We start from the raw sequence: 17,062 nt of genomic DNA, 5'->3' as shown, positions 1-17,062 counted from the left end.
AATCAGTCTGAAGACCTAGAATCTTACTTCTCATCTACTTGGTATTTCCTTTTAAGTCTGAAAAAACCATAGATTAGATAAGAAATCAAGCAAGCGTATAAAACGAAAATAATAAAGAAAGACTGAGACAAGTTTTCTCGATACAAACTCATGCAAACAACAAGACCACCTGAGAAAGCGGCTATACAGGAACGAAGTCTAGACCGCGTAACTTCCCATCTAAGACCCTTACTCATATAGACTTGATCCTCTGAAAGTATATCAGAAGTTGGTTTACGAAGAATTGAACAAAAACCTGTTTCTATCAATTCCCAACCGCTATTTCTAAAATCTTGTAGTTCATGCTTATACTTTTTAAGAAATCTAGAATCATAGATATGATAGATGACATCATCTGGTTGGCATTGCTCAAAATAGAAAAAGCCAAAACGATTAGTTCTATATCTCCAACCTTTCAAGTGCATCTCATGTAAATATTCTTCTTCCTTGTCCAAATCAACTATTGTAAAAAGCCGAAATTGTACTTCACTATTCATTGTCTTACCTCCAGATTAGAAAACAGGTATTGCTTTATTTATCAGATAATTCTTTCCATTTTTGAAACAATCTCCAAAAAATATAAGAAATCTGAACCGCAAAAACTAGCAATAAAACACAATCTATTATGACAATCAAAAACATTCCCCAACTGAAAGAACTAGCTCCACTGACAAACTTTGAGAAAACCGGTAGTAGAGCTAAAAATAGAATCAAAATAGGAAGCATCCGCATTATTAAAATCCGTTTGATTATTGCTAACTTCCCTGTAGCGTCATTATAGATTTCAAACTCAGTATTCGATTCAATTTCAGAATGTGCTTTTCTAAAATAGGAAAAACTATTCAAGTCTGTAATATGCTCCCAGCCACAGTCTTTAAATAGTTGTAAATAGGAGGCTCTCTCTGATTTTTTCTTGGGATAAAAGTCCAACTGATAAGACACCTGCTCCGGTTGGCACTTTTCAAAAGTATACTTAACCGCAACTACTAAGTTAGAGTAGCTTACTTCCGTAAGTTTCCAGCCCTTGACATGCATTTCTCTAAAGTATAGAGCCTCCCTATCATAATCCGCAATGGTAGCAATTCTATAAATAACCTTCTTTTCCATCATCCTTCCTCCAGACTGTTTCTATAGAGTCGTTCAATACGTTTCAATTCAATATCTAAGACTTTGCGTCCCAAGTCTGTAATCTGATAGATTTTACGTTTTTCCTCCTCTCGGACAAAGAAAATCAAGCCATCCTTTTCCATCTTTGACAAGGTTCCATACATAGTTCCAGGACTAATCAAAACTTGTGAATCTGTCATCTCCTTGACCTTTTGTGTGATACCATATCCATGGTTCTCCTTCTGTAAACAGAACAAGATATAAAAACCCGTTTCAGTCATGGGAAGGTAAACACGCCTAATCTTATCTGTTAATTCCATTTAACCACACCTCCTATTTAGTTCGATACATCGCGCTTCGTTATATAAAATATATCACAGCTCGATATAAAATGCAAAAAAAGATCACCCTAAGGCAATCTTTCTTCTATATTAGTAAAGATCTAAATAATTATCAACTTCCCATTGTGAAACAAAGGTCGCATAGCTAGCCCACTCGATACGCTTCGCTTCAAGGAAGCTAGTGTAGATGTGTTCACCTAGGGCTGCCTTGACCACTTCATCTTCTGTCAAAGCTTTCAAGGCGTTATGAAGAGTTGATGGAAGATCAGTAATTCCAGCTTCCTTACGCTCTTCTGCTGTCATGATGTAGATATTTTCTTCGATAGGAGCTGGTGCTTCGATTTTGTTTTCAATACCATGCAAACCAACTTCCAAAAGAACAGCCATAGCGATGTATGGGTTTGCCATTGGGTCCACCGAACGCAACTCGAGACGAGTTCCCATACCACGTGAAGCTGGTACGCGCACAAGTGGCGAACGATTACGACCAGCCCAAGCAATGTAAACAGGCGCTTCATAACCTGGAACCAAACGTTTGTATGAGTTAACTGTTGGGTTCATGATGGCAGTATAGTTGTAAGCATGCTTGATCAAACCACCAAGGAAATGGTAGGCTGTTTCAGACAACTGCATTCCTTTTGGATCATTTGGATCAAAGAAGGCATTGTTTCCTTCTGCATCAAACAAGGACATATTACAGTGCATACCTGATCCAGCGATACCAAATTTTGGTTTCGCCATAAAGGTTGCGTAAAGACCGTGTTTGCGAGCAATGGTTTTAACAACGAGTTTAAAGATTTGAATCTTGTCACAGGCACGGAGGACTTCATCATACTTGAAGTCAATTTCATGTTGTCCAACCGCAACCTCGTGGTGACTCGCTTCTACTTCAAATCCCATTTTGGTCAAGACATTCACAATTTCACGACGTGTATTGTCCGCAAGGTCAGTAGGCGCCAAATCAAAGTAGCCACCCTTGTCATTTACTTCAAGTGTTGGATCCCCATTTTCATCCAACTTAAATAGGAAGAATTCTGGTTCTGGACCAAGGTTGAAAGATTTGAATCCTACTTCTTCCATATGACGAAGTGCACGCTTCAGATTACCACGAGGGTCACCTGCAAAGGGTTCGCCTTCTGTTGTATAGACATCACAGATCAAACCTGCAACACTTCCATTTTCATCTCCCCAAGGGAAGACTGTCCATGTATCCAAGTCTGGGTACAAGTACATATCTGACTCATTGATACGTACAAAACCTTCAATAGAAGAGCCATCAAACATGGCTTTGTTTGACAAGACCTTATCTAACTGTTCATCTGTAGCAGGAATTTCGACGTTTTTCATGGTTCCCAGAATATCTGAAAACATGAGACGGATAAAGGTAACATTTTTTTCCTTGACTTCACGACGAATATCTGCAGCTGTGATTGGCATGGGTTTTCTCCTTAATATATATGACTACTTGCGATTGCCTAACCGCGACCAAAGGGTGACCGTACTGAAGCAAAGCGCCCCTGCTGGAGGAGTTCATTGTGAAGTGCACGACGCACTTCCGTCTGACTCACGGCTTTCTTGGACTTCGCCTCGCGTTCAGCATATTTTTTCTTAATCGCAGCAATATTATGACCTTCAGAGATATAATCTTTGATTTCAAGTAGACGATCCATGTCATTCAAGGAATACATGCGACGGTTTCCTTCGTTTCGATCAGGCTTTATCAACTCTTGATCTTCATAATAACGAATCTGACGCGCCGAGAGATCAGTCAATTTCATAACACTGCCGATAGGAAAAACAGCCATATTTCGGCGAAATTCTCTTTCCTTCATTTACAATTTCCTTCTTCCTGTCTATTATAGTCTAAAAAAAGACATACGTCAACGAATAATGTCACAAAATGTAACATTATTTTCTTTTTTTCTCCCAAAAGAGTTTCAGTTGCTCAATATCATAATTTACAAGGATTGCGACAAAAACTCCCATAAATGTTTCAAATACGCGCGCAAACACGTACAAAAATGTTTCTCCGCTTGGTATTGATAGGGTAATAATCAACATAGCCGCTACACCACCGATAACTCCTGCCTTGTTGTTCATGGCAACATTTGTCATAATGGTTAACATGGTGCAAATTGGAACAACTAGTAAGGTTACCCAAAAGGCTCCATGAAATAAAGTGTTTAAGAGGAAAAAGACAAGGGCGTAAAAACCGCCAATGCTATTTCCTAAGATACGCGAAGTTCCAAAATGGACGCTCTTATCAAAGCTCTCTCGTAAACTAAAGACCGCTGTCAATGCTCCGATTTGAAGCCCCTTCCAGCCAAAAAAACCAAAAATCAAGAGAACTATAAATACGGCAATCCCCGTTTTGAAAGTTCGCATACCAAGCTTGAACTGTGACTTATCAAATTTATATTTTTTAAAATAACTCATAATCTCAACTTTCTACTACCATTTTAACATAAATTAGTTGATTTTATGAGTGAAAATCAATAGGAAGCGTTTTTAATTTCGGGCTATAAAAAAGAGGAAACAGAGTTCCTCTTTTCTATGATTTAATCTAAGAAAGCTTATTTTTCTGTAAGTGCTGCCAATCCTGGAAGAACTTTACCTTCAAGAAGCTCCATTGAAGCTCCACCACCAGTAGAGATCCATGAGAACTTGTCTGCACGGCCAAGGTTGATGGCTGCAGCAGCTGAGTCACCACCACCGATGATTGATTTCACACCTGGTTGTTTCACGATAGCATCCATGACACCGATTGTACCAGCTTGGAAGTCAGGGTTTTCAAACACACCCATAGGTCCGTTCCATACAACTGTTTTCGCACCAGTCAAAGCTTCGTCAAATTTAGCGATAGATTTTGGACCGATATCCAAACCAAGGAAACCTGGGTCTACTGCTTCACCTTCAGTGTCTTTCACTTCAGTATAGTCAGCAAATGCGTTTGCTTCTTTTGAGTCAACTGGCAAGATCAATTTGCCGTTTGCTTTTTCAAGAAGAGCTTTTGCAACATCCAATTTGTCTTCTTCTACAAGTGAGTTACCGATTTCGATACCTTGAGCTTTGTAGAATGTGTAAGTCATCCCACCACCGATAAGCACTTTATCAGCTTTTTCAAGCAAGTTTTCGATAACACCAATCTTGTCTGAAACTTTTGAACCACCAAGAATCGCTACGAATGGACGTTCTGGAGCTTCAACTGCTTCTTGGATGTAAGCAATCTCGTTTTCAAGAAGGAATCCAGCAACTGCTTTTTCAACGTTTGCTGAGATACCAACGTTAGATGCGTGTGCACGGTGAGCTGTACCAAATGCATCGTTTACGAAGATACCGTCTCCAAGTGATGCCCAGTATTTACCAAGCTCAGGGTCATTTTTAGATTCTTTCTTGCCGTCAACATCTTCGAAACGAGTGTTTTCAACCAAGAGAACTTGTCCATCTTCAAGAGCGTTAACAGCGGCTTCCAATTCAGCACCACGTGTAACACCTGGGATAAATTTAACTTCTTGTCCCAATTTAGTAGCCAAGTCAGCAGCTACAGGAGCAAGTGATTTACCTTCTTTGTCTGCTTCTTCTTTTACACGTCCAAGGTGAGAGAAGAGGATTGCACGTCCACCTTGTTCAAGGATGTACTTGATAGTTGGAAGAGCTGCAGTGATACGGTTGTCATTGGTAATCACGCCATCTTTAACAGGTACGTTGAAGTCAACACGAACGAGAACTTTTTTCCCTTTCAAGTCAACGTCTTTAACAGTCAATTTTGCCATTAGATATGACTCCTTCTTTTTTTATACGTGTTAATTATATCACAAAATCCGCAAAAGAGATAGAAAAACCCTAAACTTTTCTTGTTCTTTCTTATAATTGAAACTAGCATTTTTTAAAATAAAATCTACAAAAAACTTGCCAAATAACTAATTAACGAAAGAAAAACTAATTAAAACAAGGCCTGACCAATCTACAGTCAAACCTTGTTTTTTATTTTTATGAGAAAATCCAAGATTCGTAAATCCGATTAGTCTTCTCTCTTCTTCCTAACATATAAGCGCTTTACTTTTTGATAAAAAGTAACTGTTCTCAGTGCACACCACCAGAACAGGATCATCTTCATTTTATCCTATATGAAAGCGGTGTCAATCTATTTAACATAAAAACTATAACTAGGATAATAATCAGTAAAATTTGGACACAATCCTATAAATCATCTATCTTAAAGGGAATCTATCTTTCATTTTAAAAGAAAGTTCTTGTTTCTTATGAAAATTTCAGCTAAACACTTGTGAGATTTACTTTTATCCTTTAAAATAGAATAGGAGAAATTCCGTTATTATTTTTCGGAGGAAAAAGAAATGTCCATTAATTGGCAGGAAATTTTATTTCACTTTTTAGGAGGTCTAGGACTGTTTTTATACAGTATCAAGACCATGGGAGACGGTTTGCAACAAGCTGCTGGAGATCGCCTTCGTTTTTACATTGACAAGTACACTAGCAATCCCTTTTTAGGCGTTCTAGTCGGGATTGTCGTGACCGCCCTGATTCAGTCAAGTACAGGGGTTACAGTTATCACGGTTGGGCTGGTCAGCGCTAGTCTTCTCACTCTTAGACAGGCTATTGGAATTATCATGGGAGCCAACATCGGAACCACCGTTACTTCCTTTATCATCGGTTTCAAACTAGGCGAGTATGCTTTACCCTTGATTTTCCTTGGAACCATGTTCCTCTTCTTTACAAAAAACAGAACAGCAAACAATATCGGGCGCATCCTGTTTGGTGTTGGGGGAATCTTCTACGCCCTTAACCTCATCAGTGCCGGTATGAGTCCGCTTAAAGATTTACCACAATTCAAGGAATATATGGTAACCTTGGGACAAAATCCTATTTTAGGAGTAGTGGCTGGTGCAGTGATTACCGTCCTCATCCAGGCTTCCTCGGCTACAATCGGGATTTTGCAAGGTCTCTATGCAGGTGGGTTCCTTGATCTTAAAGGTTCACTACCAGTTCTCTTCGGGGATAATATCGGGACAACCTTAACCGTTATCATCGCGGCAGCTGGAGCCAATGTCTCTGCAAAGCGCGTTGCGGCAACCCACGTTACCTTTAACGTTTTAGGAACTATTCTTTGCTTAATCCTATTAGGCCCCTTTACTGCTATGATCGAGTACTTCCAGGCACTCCTTCACCTCTCACCTGAGATGACCATCGCCTTCTCTCACGGTGCCTTTAACGTAAGTAACACCATTGTACAATTTCCATTCATCGGAGCCTTGGCCTACTTTGTAACCAAGCTCATCCCTGGTGAAGACGAGGTTGTCAAGTACGAGCCCCTTTATCTCGACGAGCAACTTATCCAGCAATCTCCTTCTATCGCTCTAGGAAATGCTAAAAAAGAACTTTTGCACTTAGGGAACTATGCAGCCAAAGCTTTTGACCTTTCTTATACCTATATCATCAGTTTGGATGAAAAGGTAGCTGAAAAAGGGCACAAGACAGAGGAAGCCATCAACACCATCGATGAAAAACTCACTCGTTACCTCATCAGACTCTCAAGCGAATCCTTGAGTCAAAAGGAAAGCGAAGTCTTGACCAACATCCTGGATTCATCTCGTGATTTGGAACGGATTGGGGACCACGCAGAAGGCTTGCTCAACCTAACAGACTACCTCCAACGTAAGAATGTTCAATTTTCTGATGCTGCTTTAGAGGAATTAGCTGAGATTTATCAAGCAACAACTGCATTTATCAAGGAGGCCCTTGATAGTGTGGAAAACAATGATATTGAAAAAGCTCAGAGTCTGATTGGACGCCATAAAGAAATCAACAATATGGAACGCGTTCTCAGAAAGACCCACATCAAACGCCTTAACAAGGGTGAGTGTTCTACACAAGCTGGAGTCAACTTTATCGACATCATTTCCCACTACACTCGTGTGTCTGACCATGCTATGAACCTAGCTGAAAAGGTCATCGCTGAACAAATCTAATAAACAAGAAGCTATCCTGAATGGGATGGTTTTTTTCGTCTCCTCATTAAGAATTTCTTTCGGAGCATATAAAAATGCTTTGATTCACAATGGAATCAAAGCATCTTAAAGAGTTCACCAAACATGATAGCAGAAACTGCCGTGCCCCTGTACTTAGCCTCTTCTCTTTTGATAAAGCGCGCCAAGTTGATCAATTCAGGTGCTGGATGTTTGGGATTGATGAGCAATTCACGATTGACAAGTCCTGAGAGTTGGACTGCTAATAATTGCTCATTTGTAGTTGGTAGTTTTTTAGCAGTCTCTAGGAGAGCAGCAACTAAATCTTCACTCAAACCCTGACGAGCATGGTTGTAGAGATCTCTTATAAGGCTTTCTAGGTTTGGTTCTGCCATCCTGATCACCTCCCTTATGCTTAATAATTTTTAATCAAATCAACCGTTGAACGATCCAATTTTTTCACCAAGGCTTGCAAGAAGGCTTGAGCTTCTAGGAAGTCATCCATAGCGTAGAGGGTTTGGTGAGAGTGGATATAACGAGCGCAGACACCGATGGTTGTTGATGGGACACCACCATTTTTCAGATGAGCTGCTCCAGCGTCCGTTCCACCTTTTCCACAGTAGTATTGGTACTTGATACCCGCTTCTTCAGCCGTTGTCAAAAGGAAATCCTTCATTCCTGGGAGAAGCAAGTGACCTGGATCGTAGAAGCGAATCAAAGTTCCATCCCCAATCTTGCCTTGGCCACCATAAACATCACCAGCAGGTGAGCAGTCAACGGCTAGGAAAACTTCTGGATCAAACTTAGTTGTAGATGTATGAGCACCACGCAGACCAACCTCTTCTTGGACGTTAGAGCCAAGATAGAGTTCATTTCCCAGTTTTTGACCTGACAAGGCTTCTGCTAGCTCGCTTACCATGAGGACACCGTAGCGATTGTCCCAAGCTTTTGAGATGATATTTTTTTCATTGGCTGTCAAGATAGCAGAGCTATCAGGGACAATGGTGTCACCTGGACGGATACCAAAGCTTTCTGCCTCAGCCTTGTCCGCAAAACCACCATCAAAAATGATATCTGAAATAGCTGGCATGGTTGGCCCACCTGTTCCACGTGTCAAATGTGGAGGAACAGAACCTGAGATCACGGGAATTTCACGACCGTCACGAGTAAAGAGTTTAAAGCGTTGACTGCTGACCACCATAGGGTTCCAGCCACCGATTTCAACCACACGGAAGGTTCCATCTGGCTTAATCTCGCTGACCATAAAACCAACTTCGTCCATGTGAGAAGCGACTAAGACGCGTGGTGCATCCGCAGCTTCTGAATGCTTGATACCGAAAATACCACCCAAGCCATCTGTCACCACTTCATCCACGTGTGGTGTCAACTTTTCACGAAGATAAGTCCGGACAGGCGCTTCATGACCTGAGATTGCAGCAAGCTCTGTTACTTCTTTGATTTTTGAAAATAATGTTGTCATATCAGTTCCTTCTTTCTGTCCTCCATTTTACCACTTTTTATAGGAGAAGGATAGTGGGAAATCTTAATCTTCCAACTTCCTTTCTAGAGTATACAAAAAAGAATCAGGCTGATTCTTTTTGTTTATGATTTCGTTTGAGGGAAAAGTGGTCTGGGACGGGGTCTTTTCCTATTGGCGACCAGGGATGACAACGTAAAATTCGAGCCAAGCCCATCAGAACACCCTTGAAGCCATGTTTTTCAATAGCCTGAATCATGTAGTTGGAACAAGTCGGCTCAAAGCGGCATGAGGGCGGAAAGGCTGGCGAGATAAAACGTTGGTAAAAGCGTACTGGCGCTATTAAGATTCGTTTCATTATTTCTTGGTTACAGCCATGGTGTGTAGTTGGCTGATTTCTTTTTTATTAAGACGACGGGATTCTCCAGGACGCAGACCTGTCAAGTCTAGGTGTCCAAAACGTGTCCGAGACAACTTATCCACTTGCAGACCGACGGCTTCAAACATCTTTTTAACCTGATGGTTGCGTCCTTCATGGATAGTCAACTGCACTACTGAGCGATTTTTGACTGGATCCACTTTGAGAATTTCATAAACAGCTGGCTTGGTTTTCTTGCCATCAATCTCAAGACCACGGGTCAAAGGGCGGAGATTGTCCTTATTAGCCACACCTTTAACACGCGCGACATAGACTTTGTCAATCTCATTACGGGGATGAATCATTTCATCCGTAAAGTCCCCATCATTGGTCAAAATTAAAACACCTGATGTATCCCAGTCCAAACGTCCAACCGGGTAAATGCGCTCCTTGACATTGGGCAAGAGGTCCACAACAGTCTTGCGGCCCTTGTCATCTGTCACACTGGAAATCACTCCACGTGGTTTGTTAAGCAAATAGTAGACCTTTTCTTCGTTGTAGATAGGCTGGCCCTCAACTTCGACCTTGTCACCTGACTTGATGGTCGTTGCGAGTTCACGCACTACCTGTCCGTTGACGGTTACCAAGCCTTGCTTGATCAACTCTTCTGCTTTTCTCCTACTGGCCACACCTGCGTGGGCAATATATTTATTGATTCTCATCTTCTTCTATCCTTTCACCAAATAATTGGCTCTCTTGAGCTTGAATCTCACGCTCATCAATCACTGGCAGTTCTTCCAAATGGTTAATTCCCATGTAATCTAGGAAATAATCCGTAGTCACATAGAGATTGGGACGACCCAACACTTCTTTTTTTCCATCTTCTCGTATCAAGTCAAAAGCTTGTAGCTTAGCTAGAGCTCCACTAGAATTGACCCCACGAATAGCATCAATCTCAATTCGGGTAATCGGTTGCTTGTAGGCAATGATGGACAAGGTTTCAAGAGCAGCCCGAGACAAACTTTGGTTGATGGGTGCCTTGGAGTATTCCTTCAAAATCGCTGCAAATTGAGGTTTGGTGACCAATCTGTATGCACCACCTGTCTCGATCAGGGACAAGCTCGACTCTTGGTCTTTTTCATACTTCTGGGCTAATTTTTCTAAACTCTGTTGGATGCCTGTCGGTGGAAGTGAGAGGAGTTCAGCCAACTGACGAACCCGAATCCCATCTTCACCTGCCACAAACAAGAGCGCTTCTATTTCTGCTAAAGTACTCATCTTTCCTCTCTATCAAGTCTAGCTTTGTGCCTCTTGATTTTCTTCCTTCTTTTCCATGAGATAGATATCTCCGAAACTCTTCTCTTGCACGAGGATTAATTCCTGGGTTTTGATTAACTCTAGGGTTGCCAAAAAGAGGGTAATAACCTCTTGGACATTCTGGGCTTCCTTGAACAAATCCTGCAAGCGCAACTGGTCTCGTCCAGTCAAGGACTCTTTTACGATGACCATCATGTCCTCAATCTTATACTCATCCCGCAAGATGGTCGTGTGATTCTGAGCGAATTCCTCTTTTTTCTTGGCTAGGATATTTGAAAAAGCCAAAAAGAGGTCAATGGTCGTCTTGTCATGTACAAGCTCCGCATCCTCGTAAATCAACTCTGTTGGCGCTTTGGAATAGTACTGGGCCCGATCTTGGTGCTTAGCCTCCAAGTGCTCACCCAAGAGTTTGAACTTGCGGTATTCTTCGATTTGAGAGAGAAGGTCCTGCTCCAGGTCATCCTCTAAGTCTGTCACTTCTGCTACCTTTGGTAAGAGCTTGCGACTCTTGATTAGCATGAGCTGACTAGCCATGACCATATACTCGCCCGTCACTTCCAGACGCATGGCCTGCAGAGTTGAGACATAGGCTAGATACTGTTCGATAACTTCTGTAATAGGCACATCGTAGATATCCATCTGGTACCTAGAAACCAAGTGCAAGAGCAGGTCCAGGGGCCCTTCAAAATCTTTTAATTTAATATCCATTATCTATATTTTTCTAAGGTCAGGACTGTTTTTAATCCTAATTTTTTTGCAATTTCGTACAAATCGACCTTGTTTTCTATCTGTCTTAGAATGAACTGTTCCCGTAGGGCTTGGGCTGATAGTTCTGGGAAACCTTTCTCCTTGACAAAGGACTCCAGCTGACGAAAGGCCCACTGACGAGAATAGGTTTTCCCACTCCTTTCAAAGAGATAGGTCTGCCCCATCAAGGGTTCCAATTCTGAAAGCAAGGTCCTAGGAATGGCTACAATCCTCTGTTGGGAAGCCTTATTAATTCGCAACACCTGAAAATCCAGATTGATATCTGCAACCTTGAGGGCTAAAATCTCACTTGGTAAGAGCCCTATTTCCAAGATAAGAAGCGCCAGCAAGCGTCCTTCTGGATAATTACTTTCCTGCCAAAAAGAGTCTAGGTCTAGAATCTCTGGCTTTTCAGTCTTCTTTTCAGCTTGTTTGGCTAATTCCAGACGGTAAAAACTGTCCACTTCTCCTTTTCGATAGAGAAAGTAGAGAAATTGGTTGCAGGCCGAAAGTTTTCGCTTCTGGGCGCTGATTTTTAGATTGGCTAGCTGGGCTTGGTAAATCTTAAGACTGGTCTCAGAGATCCGATCACCTACAATGTCTAAAAATTGCTCCAGATCATACTTATAGGACTGCTTGGAATTGGCAGACAAGCCCTGTTTTTCCTCTAAAAAGGCTGAAATCCTATCTCTCATTTGCATCGAATCTCATATTCCTTACTAAAGTCATGTAAGAGAGCATTGACAGCCTTAAGGATAGACTTGCGCGTGATGATTCCTTGGAAAATTCCTTCACCATCTACGACTGGCAAGAAGGGTTCATCTACCAGTTTATGGAGGACCTCTGTGATGTTATAGTCTGGAGCGACAACTGCCACATCCGTCTTGGTCATATGGACGATATCTGTCGTTGCCATCTGCTCATCCGTCAAACCTTGCTCCATTTGATAAGCCAAAATGTCTCTCAGACCAATGGTTCCGACAAAGCGTTTGTCAAAAGTCACAACAGGGATACGGGTATAAGTGATTTGGCTCAACACCAAAATCGCATGATCGGCATTATGGGTATCAATCAAAGCTGCTAGATTCTCAGCAGGGGTAAGAAAAGTCTCTTCCTGCTCCAATAAAAATGCTTCAAATTCCTTGGCAATCATCGAGCAAACTCCTTGGACAAGCCTGGATAAACCTCATGATCACGTGTCAAAAAGTCTACTTTGAAATAGCTGTCATCAATTTCCACACGGGCATAGAGGCATTCTCTGATGGTTCCTCTTGGTTGGCTGATGGAGCCTGGATTTAAAAAGAGTGTTTTGCCTTCCATCCAAGCATTTGGCACATGCAAGTGACCATAGAGACAGATATCGGCATCTTCTTCCTGAGCCCAGTAGTCCAACTTTTGAAAGTTGAAATTGATGTCAAACAAGTGTCCATGCGTCTGGATGATCTTGGTTGGACCAAGTTGAGTTACCAAACGTTCTGGGTAGCCAGCATAAAAGTCCATATTTCCTTTGACGACATGGATGCCTTCCCAGAGAGGAGAGTCTGGACGGAGTTCTGAGTCACCATCGTGAAAAATGGCATCAACTTTCCCCAGATAGCAGTCACGAATTTCTTCCACAATCAAGCTATCGCCATGGGAGTCACTCATTACAATGATGGTTTGCTTTGCCATGATGGAAATACCTCCAAAAGTTTCTTAACGGCTAAGGCACGGTGGGATTGGCTATTTTTTTCTTCAAGGGTTAATTCAGCTGCTGACTTGCCTGTCTCTCGCACAAGGAAGAGGGGATCATAACCAAAACCATTCTCCCCCTTGGGTTCAAAGTTGATATAACCTGGCCAGTCAGCTTCGACAACCAAGCTTTCCTTGTTTGGACTAGCTACGACTAGGGTTGTATGGAATTGAGCTGAGCGGTCCTTGAGTTCAAAGACCATGGCCAATTCGTGCAAGAGCTTGGCATTGTTTTCACGATCGGTCGCCCCCACTCCTGCAAAACGGGCTGACCAGACTCCTGGCAAACCGCCAAGGACATCGACTTTAAGACCAGAATCATCTGCTAAAACCATCTTGCCTGTTAATTGGGAAATGGTTTCTGCCTTCAGGCGGGCATTTTCTTCAAAGGTCATGCCTGTTTCTGCTACTTCAGGCAGACCTGGATAGTCATTGAGATTTTCTACATCGTAGCCTAACTTGTCAAAGATAGCTCGGAATTCCTTGGTCTTGCCCTCGTTACGAGTTGCAATCAATAAGGTTTCTCTGACCTTGTTAGTTTCAAAGAAGGCTTCTACATCGACTCCTTCTTTAGGCAATTCGACATGCAAAAGCTTTCCATTTTCAACCAAGAGCAGGGCACCCTGACGTTGGATGACTTCTAGATTGCGACCTGCTTCTGCATTTAAAATCTCAACGATAAAGGAGAGCAGACGGAAGTTAGAAGACCAGCGCATCACCGTTATCGTAATCGGAAAGCCATTTTCTTCGTCACGAAAAATCCGCGCCAAATCCATAAAATCAAGCTCGAGAGGATCTTTGATAAGGCTATAGATGCCTCCATAGACATCCCAGACACCGACATACCAGTCCTGGTCATCCTTGTATTCATAAATTTTGTTTGTCATAAAGTTACATGCTCCACATGAATCTCTTTTTCCAGCCATTCTGCTCCAATTTGGGCAAAACTTTGGCTATTGGCTGTTGTGTAAAAACGATGTTGAAGAGGTCCCTCATCTCGGCTACGATTGATTTCAAAATAGTTAAGCAAAACCGAGATATCCCGCACACACTCTGCCCCACTATCGATGAGCTGAACCTTTGGTCCCATGACATTTTGGATGATAGGGCGAAGGAGTGGGTAATGGGTACAGCCCAAAATCAGGCTATCCACCTTTCCAACCAAGGGACGCAGGGTTTCATAGACCACTTTCTTAGTTACACTGGTTGAAAGGGCACCAGACTCCACCAAGGGGGCAAACTTGGGACAGGCCAAACTTTCCACCTGTAAGTCTGGATCCAAATCATGGATTTTTTGACGATAGATGTCTGATTGGACCGTCATGGGTGTTCCAATGACCCCGATTTTCCCACCTTGACTGGACTTGATGGCTGCCGAAGCTCCTGGCAAAATCACACCTAGAACGGGAATGTCTAGTTGGGCCTTGATTTCTTCCCAGACAACCGCAGTCGCAGTATTACAAGCAATGACAATCATTTTGACATCCTTGGTCAAGAGAAAGTTGACCAACTGCCAAGTATATTCACGAATTTGCTCAGCAGGACGGGGACCATAGGGTGCCCGTGCCGAATCTCCAATATAGACGATTTCTTCATGGGGAAGCTGGCGCATGAGCTCACGAACAACGGTTAAGCCCCCGACACCCGAATCCAAAAAACCAATTGGTCGATTATCCATATAGTCTTCTTTCTAGTCTTTTTTCTGATTGATAGTTCATCATAATTCCTTGTCCTGAACGATCGGATAGACAGCTTGATAAAATGTCAACTGCCTCTCTCTTAATCATAATCAAATATCAATAGAATGCAAGGAAAAAGTCTTATCCTTGAGAACTATTGAACATAGTGAGAAGTCTGGAACTTTCATCCCAGACTTTTCCTATTTATTTCTTTTTGTTCTTAGCAAGGGCTGCTTTTTGTTGGCGGATAATTTGGTGGTAAACTTGTTGTACCTTGGCTTCGCTTGGTTTTTGACCATTTGCACTCAAGAGAGCACGAACTGCCTCAGCGTTCAAACGTGGGTTGTCCGCAAATTCTTTTTCGATTTGCTTACGAACCAAGTACATCCCTCCAAGAGCTCCTCCTAGAAAAGCTAGCACAATCAAGATAATTGCTAAAAGTAAATCCATTCTTTTTCTCCTGTTTCTTTTTGAGTCTTCTATATTATACCACAAAGTGACTTTCCTGACTAGTTTGTTTTACGCTTTCAAGAAGGGCAATAGGCGACAAAAAAGGAGCTCCTCATTTCGATGAAAGAGAGCTCCTTGCTGTGTTTATTTTACATAAATAGCCAGTGTTTGATAGGGTTTGAGTACCATTTTTTCAGATACTTCTGTAGTTTCATAGTTAGAAAGCAAAATTTGTCCATTTTGGTAGTCTACTGGTAAGTCGATTCCCACTTCTGTGGCATAAAAGTTATTGAGGACCAGTAACTTTTCATCCTCATACTGACGTTCAAAAGCGTAGACTTGCTGACTGTCTTCAAAAGCTGGTTTGTAGTTTCCTTCTGAAATGATTGGCATTTCTTTACGAAGTCGAATCAAGTTTTGGTAGAAGGTGAAAATTGGGCCTTGGATGTCATTTTCTACGTTGATATCTTTATAGGATTTACCAGCTTTCAACCATGGAGTGCCTGTTGAAAATCCTGCATTTTCTGAAGCATCCCACTGCATGGGAATGCGTGAATTATCTCGTGACTTGGCCTGAATAATCTGGAAGGCTTCTTGCTGACTTTTTCCTTCTTTTAAGAGCATCTGATAGGCATTGATGGACTCGACATCCACATAGTCAGCCATGGAATCATAGTCTGGGTCAACCATTCCGATTTCCTCACCCATGTAGATATAAGGTGTCCCACGTGACAGGTGAATACTTGCCGCTAGCATGGTCGCCCCTTCATTGCGGAAATGTTGAATATCGACAAAACGATTCAATGCTCGTGGTTGGTCGTGATTGTTCCAAAAGAGGGCGCTCCAGCCGTTTTTGTCACTCATTTCCTTACCCCAGCCATGATAAAGACTTTTCAACTCTTCGAAATCAAAGGGAGCTAAAGTCCACTTCTGCCCGTCCTTGTAGTCCACCTTGAGATGATGGAAATTAAAGGTCATGGATAATTCTTGACGGTCAGGTGACGAATAGAGGACACAGTTTTCCATGGTGGTTGAGGACATTTCCCCAACTGTCATAAAGCTATCATCTGATCCAAAAGTGGCTTGATTCATCATGCGCAAATAGTCATGAACGATGGGCTTGTCTGTGTAAGCTGGCTTCCCTTCATTTTCAGGACAATCCACTAAAACCTCATCCTTGCCGATCAAATTGATCACATCAAATCGGAAACCTTTGACTCCCTTGTCGCGCCAGAAATTAACTACCTTGAAAAGCTCCTTGCGAACATTGGGATTGCGCCAATTAAGGTCAGCCTGAGTCTCGTCAAAGAGGTGGAGGTAATATTTTCCCGTATCCCCGAAAGGCGCCCAGGCAGAGCCGCCAAACTTAGACTGCCAGTCTGTTGGTTGGTCTTGGATGAAGAAAAAGTCTTGGTAGTACTGGTCGCCAGCTAGGGCTTTCTGAAACCATTCGTGTTCTGTCGAACAATGATTGAGTACCATATCCAGCATAAAGTCAATCTTGTGCTCCTTACCGACACCGATCATCTCCTCAAAATCAGCCATATCACCAAATAGAGGATCCACTGCCATATAATCTGAAATATCATAACCATTATCCCGTTGGGGGCTTGGATAGAATGGATTGAGCCAGACCATATCCACGCCCAGTTTGGCTAGATAGGGGATCTTTTCGATAATCCCACGGAAATCGCCAATACCATTTCCAGTGGTGTCTTTGTATGATTTTGGATAGATTTGATAGACTACTTTTCTTTTATCAAGTGCCATCTGTTTCTCCTTTTCTGATAAAAGGGAGGAACTGATGTTCCTTCCCTGTTTGTACTATTTCG

21 protein-coding genes are annotated in these 17,062 nt (G+C 42.2%); 1 reads left to right on the top strand and 20 read right to left on the bottom strand.

The window, feature by feature from the left end:
• Positions 1 to 23: 23 nt before the first annotated feature.
• From FD735_RS01770 to pgk, 7 genes are all read right to left on the bottom strand, one after another.
• Positions 24 to 536, bottom strand: coding sequence for a DUF2812 domain-containing protein (locus FD735_RS01770; RefSeq protein ID WP_139658346.1), 513 nt, complete (start codon positions 534 to 536; stop codon positions 24 to 26).
• A 34-nt stretch (positions 537 to 570) separates the two neighbouring features.
• Complete coding sequence (locus tag FD735_RS01765) at positions 571 to 1,146, bottom strand: DUF2812 domain-containing protein (RefSeq protein ID WP_139659091.1); 576 nt, start codon at positions 1,144 to 1,146, stop codon at positions 571 to 573.
• Positions 1,146 to 1,466 (bottom strand): PadR family transcriptional regulator, encoded by a 321-nt coding sequence (locus FD735_RS01760; protein WP_129313773.1) that lies wholly within the window; start codon positions 1,464 to 1,466, stop codon positions 1,146 to 1,148. Before FD735_RS01760 ends, FD735_RS01765 begins: the two co-directional genes overlap by 1 nt.
• 111 nt (positions 1,467 to 1,577) lie before the next feature.
• A complete protein-coding gene (gene glnA / locus FD735_RS01755; protein WP_001122885.1) occupies positions 1,578 to 2,924 on the bottom strand; it encodes a type I glutamate--ammonia ligase in 1,347 nt (448 codons plus the stop codon).
• A 38-nt stretch (positions 2,925 to 2,962) separates the two neighbouring features.
• The gene (gene glnR / locus FD735_RS01750) at positions 2,963 to 3,319 is read right to left on the bottom strand and encodes a transcriptional repressor GlnR (RefSeq protein ID WP_000664333.1); all 357 of its coding nucleotides are present in this window, start codon (positions 3,317 to 3,319) and stop codon (positions 2,963 to 2,965) included.
• A 76-nt stretch (positions 3,320 to 3,395) separates the two neighbouring features.
• A complete protein-coding gene (locus tag FD735_RS01745) occupies positions 3,396 to 3,923 on the bottom strand; it encodes an aromatic acid exporter family protein (RefSeq protein ID WP_000119887.1) in 528 nt (175 codons plus the stop codon).
• 137 nt (positions 3,924 to 4,060) lie between these two features.
• Positions 4,061 to 5,260: a phosphoglycerate kinase gene (pgk, locus tag FD735_RS01740; protein ID WP_001096776.1), complete on the bottom strand. Its 1,200-nt coding sequence runs from the start codon at positions 5,258 to 5,260 to the stop codon at positions 4,061 to 4,063.
• Between the two features lie 582 nt (positions 5,261 to 5,842).
• Between pgk and FD735_RS01730 the strand changes: the two genes are divergently transcribed.
• Positions 5,843 to 7,474: a Na/Pi cotransporter family protein gene (locus FD735_RS01730; RefSeq protein WP_139658345.1), complete on the top strand. Its 1,632-nt coding sequence runs from the start codon at positions 5,843 to 5,845 to the stop codon at positions 7,472 to 7,474.
• A 95-nt stretch (positions 7,475 to 7,569) separates the two neighbouring features.
• Here the strand turns inward: FD735_RS01730 and FD735_RS01725 are convergent, their stop codons facing one another.
• From FD735_RS01725 to treC, 13 genes are all read right to left on the bottom strand, one after another.
• A complete protein-coding gene (locus tag FD735_RS01725) occupies positions 7,570 to 7,866 on the bottom strand; it encodes a bacteriocin immunity protein (RefSeq protein WP_084939593.1) in 297 nt (98 codons plus the stop codon).
• Between the two features lie 20 nt (positions 7,867 to 7,886).
• Positions 7,887 to 8,951 (bottom strand): glutamyl aminopeptidase, encoded by a 1,065-nt coding sequence (gene pepA / locus FD735_RS01720; protein ID WP_033629346.1) that lies wholly within the window; start codon positions 8,949 to 8,951, stop codon positions 7,887 to 7,889.
• Positions 8,952 to 9,054: 103 nt separating this feature from the next.
• Entirely contained in the window at positions 9,055 to 9,306 is a 252-nt protein-coding gene (gene yidD, locus FD735_RS01715; RefSeq protein ID WP_084944034.1) for a membrane protein insertion efficiency factor YidD, read from the bottom strand.
• A complete protein-coding gene (locus FD735_RS01710) occupies positions 9,306 to 10,028 on the bottom strand; it encodes a pseudouridine synthase (protein WP_001222228.1) in 723 nt (240 codons plus the stop codon). The genes yidD and FD735_RS01710 overlap by 1 nt, the downstream gene beginning before the upstream one ends.
• Positions 10,015 to 10,584 carry an SMC-Scp complex subunit ScpB gene (scpB, locus tag FD735_RS01705; RefSeq protein ID WP_139658344.1) on the bottom strand — a complete coding sequence of 190 codons (570 nt, stop codon included), beginning with the start codon at positions 10,582 to 10,584 and terminating at the stop codon, positions 10,015 to 10,017. The genes FD735_RS01710 and scpB overlap by 14 nt, the downstream gene beginning before the upstream one ends.
• An 18-nt stretch (positions 10,585 to 10,602) precedes the next feature.
• The gene (locus tag FD735_RS01700; RefSeq protein ID WP_139658343.1) at positions 10,603 to 11,331 is read right to left on the bottom strand and encodes a segregation/condensation protein A; all 729 of its coding nucleotides are present in this window, start codon (positions 11,329 to 11,331) and stop codon (positions 10,603 to 10,605) included.
• Positions 11,331 to 12,065 carry a site-specific tyrosine recombinase XerD gene (gene xerD / locus FD735_RS01695; RefSeq protein WP_304364612.1) on the bottom strand — a complete coding sequence of 245 codons (735 nt, stop codon included), beginning with the start codon at positions 12,063 to 12,065 and terminating at the stop codon, positions 11,331 to 11,333. Before xerD ends, FD735_RS01700 begins: the two co-directional genes overlap by 1 nt.
• Entirely contained in the window at positions 12,062 to 12,523 is a 462-nt protein-coding gene (cbpB, locus tag FD735_RS01690) for a cyclic-di-AMP-binding protein CbpB (RefSeq protein WP_139658341.1), read from the bottom strand. The genes xerD and cbpB overlap by 4 nt, the downstream gene beginning before the upstream one ends.
• The gene (locus FD735_RS01685; RefSeq protein WP_139658340.1) at positions 12,520 to 13,041 is read right to left on the bottom strand and encodes a metallophosphoesterase; all 522 of its coding nucleotides are present in this window, start codon (positions 13,039 to 13,041) and stop codon (positions 12,520 to 12,522) included. The genes cbpB and FD735_RS01685 overlap by 4 nt, the downstream gene beginning before the upstream one ends.
• Positions 13,017 to 13,988, bottom strand: a complete 972-nt coding sequence (locus tag FD735_RS01680; RefSeq protein ID WP_139658339.1) for a nucleoside-triphosphate diphosphatase — start codon at positions 13,986 to 13,988, stop codon at positions 13,017 to 13,019. The genes FD735_RS01685 and FD735_RS01680 overlap by 25 nt, the downstream gene beginning before the upstream one ends.
• Entirely contained in the window at positions 13,985 to 14,779 is a 795-nt protein-coding gene (racE, locus tag FD735_RS01675) for a glutamate racemase (RefSeq protein WP_049477818.1), read from the bottom strand. The genes FD735_RS01680 and racE overlap by 4 nt, the downstream gene beginning before the upstream one ends.
• A 205-nt stretch (positions 14,780 to 14,984) precedes the next feature.
• The gene (locus FD735_RS01670) at positions 14,985 to 15,230 is read right to left on the bottom strand and encodes a YneF family protein (protein ID WP_084881296.1); all 246 of its coding nucleotides are present in this window, start codon (positions 15,228 to 15,230) and stop codon (positions 14,985 to 14,987) included.
• Between the two features lie 144 nt (positions 15,231 to 15,374).
• Positions 15,375 to 17,000 carry an alpha,alpha-phosphotrehalase gene (treC, locus tag FD735_RS01665; protein WP_139658338.1) on the bottom strand — a complete coding sequence of 542 codons (1,626 nt, stop codon included), beginning with the start codon at positions 16,998 to 17,000 and terminating at the stop codon, positions 15,375 to 15,377.
• Between the last annotated feature and the right edge of the window lie 62 nt (positions 17,001 to 17,062).

Source organism: Streptococcus sp. 1643 (assembly GCF_006228325.1).
Classification (GTDB): Bacteria; Bacillota; Bacilli; order Lactobacillales; family Streptococcaceae; genus Streptococcus.
This window is presented reverse-complemented; position numbering and strand designations above follow the sequence as displayed.